The organism is uncultured Campylobacter sp. (assembly GCF_938045535.1).
Taxonomy (GTDB): Bacteria; Campylobacterota; Campylobacteria; order Campylobacterales; family Campylobacteraceae; genus Campylobacter_B.
This window is the reverse complement of the sequence record NZ_CALIMQ010000314.1, coordinates 1-2,484: the sequence shown is the minus strand read 5'-3', so window position 1 is coordinate 2,484 and position 2,484 is coordinate 1. Positions and strand designations below refer to the sequence as shown.

The following is a 2,484-nucleotide window of genomic DNA, read 5'->3' as shown; positions in this document are numbered from 1 at the left end:
CTGATCTCTCGACTGAGCTTAAACTGATTAATCATGGCAATATCAAGCAGGTTTTGATATCCCTAATAGATAAATGCTTAATAATGCCCGCCTTAAATAAAATTTTATAAACAACCTTAATCCAAAATATGTTATAATCACGCCAAAAGCATAAAAAGGTCTTAAATTTTGGATAATTACGAATACACGGAACTTTTAAAAACCCTAAATACTAAAGTCGAAAATATTGCAGGCGTCGTAAAACCGGAGAACATTAAAGCGCGCCTAAAAGAGATCGAGGAGCTTGAAAACGATCAAAATCTCTGGCAGGACGTCGCAAAAGCAGGCGCTATCGGCAAGGAAAAAACTAAAATTTCAAATATCTTAAATAAATTTCTAAACGCTAAAAATGCCGTAGACGACGCAAAAGCTCTATATGAGCTGGCAAACTCGGAAAACGACGAGGAGACGATAAACTCGCTTTTTGCCGAGGCGGGTGAGTTAGAGGACAAGATCATAAATTTAGAAATTTCTATGATGCTTAGCGGCGAAAATGACGATAAAAACGCTATCGTCAGCATTCATCCGGGCGCGGGCGGTACGGAGAGCAACGACTGGGCGAGTATGCTATACCGCATGTATCTGCGCTTTTGCGAGCGAGAGGGCTTTAAGATCGAGGTTTTGGACTTTCAAGAGGGCGAGGAAGCGGGTCTTAAGGATGTCAGCTTCATCGTGCGCGGCGAGAACGCCTACGGATATCTGAAAGCCGAAAACGGTATCCACCGCCTGGTGCGCGTAAGCCCATTTGATAGTGCAGGGCGCAGACATACGAGCTTTTCAAGCGTGATGGTAAGTCCTGAGTTAAATGACGATATAGAGATAAATATCGAAGAGAAGGATATCCGCGTCGATGTGTTTCGCGCAAGCGGTGCAGGCGGGCAACATATCAATAAAACCGAAAGTGCTGTGCGTATCACGCACATCCCAACGGGCATCGTAGTAAACTGCCAAAACGATAGAAGCCAGCACAAAAACAAAGAAACGGCGATGAAGGTGTTAAAGTCGCGTCTTTACGAGCTTGAGCTAATGAAGCAGCGCGAAAAGGACGAGAATACGCCTAAAAGCGAGATTGGCTGGGGGCATCAGATCCGCTCCTACGTACTTTTCCCGTATCAGCAGGTTAAGGACAACCGTAGCGGCGAAGCGTATAGCCAAACCGATGCGATTTTAGACGGCGATATAAAAAGCATAATCGAAGGCGTTTTGATTTCACAAGCGAACATATAAATTTTTTTGAAAGGATGAGAATGAGTGAAGATGGAATTTTGCTAGCGCTAGGATATAGCGTAAACGACGCGACGGTCGCTCAGCTGCGCGGAATTTTATCTAAGTGTGATTTTGAGGATAATGAGCTTGATCGCATCGTGGGGCTGAATGATAAGCTTAAAATTTACGGTGCGCACGTGGCGATGTCGAATTCAAACCCGTATTTTAAGATTAAAAACGACGCTACGAATGAGGAGCGCAAGACCGCTGTTGAGGATATCATCAGCGCTTGGTCGGACAAATTTAAGCTCAAGTTGCAAAAGGTCGCGGGCAAAGAGACCTACTACATTTTGGGTCGCCAAATTTCAAAAAATTAAGGAGCAAAATATGAAAAAAATTCTAGCTTTGATCGCCGCCGGAGTATTTTTAGCAGGCTGCGTTAGCAACGCGCCAAAGAGCGCAGTCGATGCGCCAAAGAGCGGCAAATATTCCTTCGCCGATGTTCAAGACGGTATCCGTGCGATGAACCTACAAGGCAGCGTCGTGCAAAGCGATGCGTGCAAAAACGGCAATGGCGCAATGTGTCTAAATTTTGCGGATTCTATGTATTCCAAGCGCGACTATGCTTCTGCCGCCAACGCCTACAACGCCGCATGCACGCTCTCTCAAAACTTCCCTGCTTGCCAGAAGCTCGCAGCTATGTTTGAAAAAGGTGAAGGCGTGGAGCAAAATAAATTCAACGCCATTGATCTATACCGCATCTCGTGCTATTACGGCTACAAGGATGCGTGCGCAAATATGCGCCGCTTAGGATATAACGGCTAAAGCTTTGGGATTTAAATTAAAATTCTATTTTAGATTTACTCACTACGAACTGCTTTCAAATTCCATTCCGCCGTATCGCGGGATAGAATTTGATGCGTGAAATTCTATTATCTAGCCGCAATGGCTAAAATCTTCCTTGCCTTCTCAATTTGCTTCCATAACATACGCCTTTAAAATTTAAATTTTCTAAATTCCCTTGACCTACTCGAACATCTTCCAACTTGCTATTTGACGTTAAGTCTAAATTAGCTACATCTACTTTCTCTTTTGTTTGATTTTGATTTGTATAATAGAATAATTTCAACTCAGATAATTTTTTTAAGAAAGAAAAGTCTTTAATTTTTCTAACTTCATCTTTTTTAGCAAGAACTTTAAACTCTTCTAAATTAGTCGCATTCTCTAAAGATTTTACCA

Annotated in this window: 4 protein-coding genes; 3 read left to right on the top strand and 1 reads right to left on the bottom strand. The window is 42.8% G+C overall.

Going from position 1 to position 2,484, the window contains the following annotated elements:
* The first annotated feature begins 168 nt into the window (after positions 1-168).
* From prfB to Q0095_RS09740, 3 genes are read left to right on the top strand one after another with little or no spacing between them, the layout of a single operon-like run.
* Positions 169-1,266 (top strand): peptide chain release factor 2, encoded by a 1,098-nt coding sequence (gene prfB, locus Q0095_RS09750; RefSeq protein WP_297883330.1) that lies wholly within the window; start codon positions 169-171, stop codon positions 1,264-1,266.
* A 20-nt stretch (positions 1,267-1,286) separates the two neighbouring features.
* Positions 1,287-1,622 carry a type II secretion system protein gene (locus Q0095_RS09745; RefSeq protein ID WP_297883329.1) on the top strand — a complete coding sequence of 112 codons (336 nt, stop codon included), beginning with the start codon at positions 1,287-1,289 and terminating at the stop codon, positions 1,620-1,622.
* 10 nt (positions 1,623-1,632) lie between these two features.
* On the top strand, positions 1,633-2,070 hold the full coding sequence (locus tag Q0095_RS09740) for a hypothetical protein (protein ID WP_297883328.1): 438 nt from the start codon (positions 1,633-1,635) through the stop codon (positions 2,068-2,070).
* A 124-nt stretch (positions 2,071-2,194) separates the two neighbouring features.
* On the opposite strand, the gene Q0095_RS09735 is transcribed toward Q0095_RS09740, so the two are convergent.
* Positions 2,195-2,484, bottom strand: a 290-nt coding sequence (locus Q0095_RS09735; protein ID WP_297883327.1) for a hypothetical protein, incomplete at its 5' end; no start/stop codon positions are given.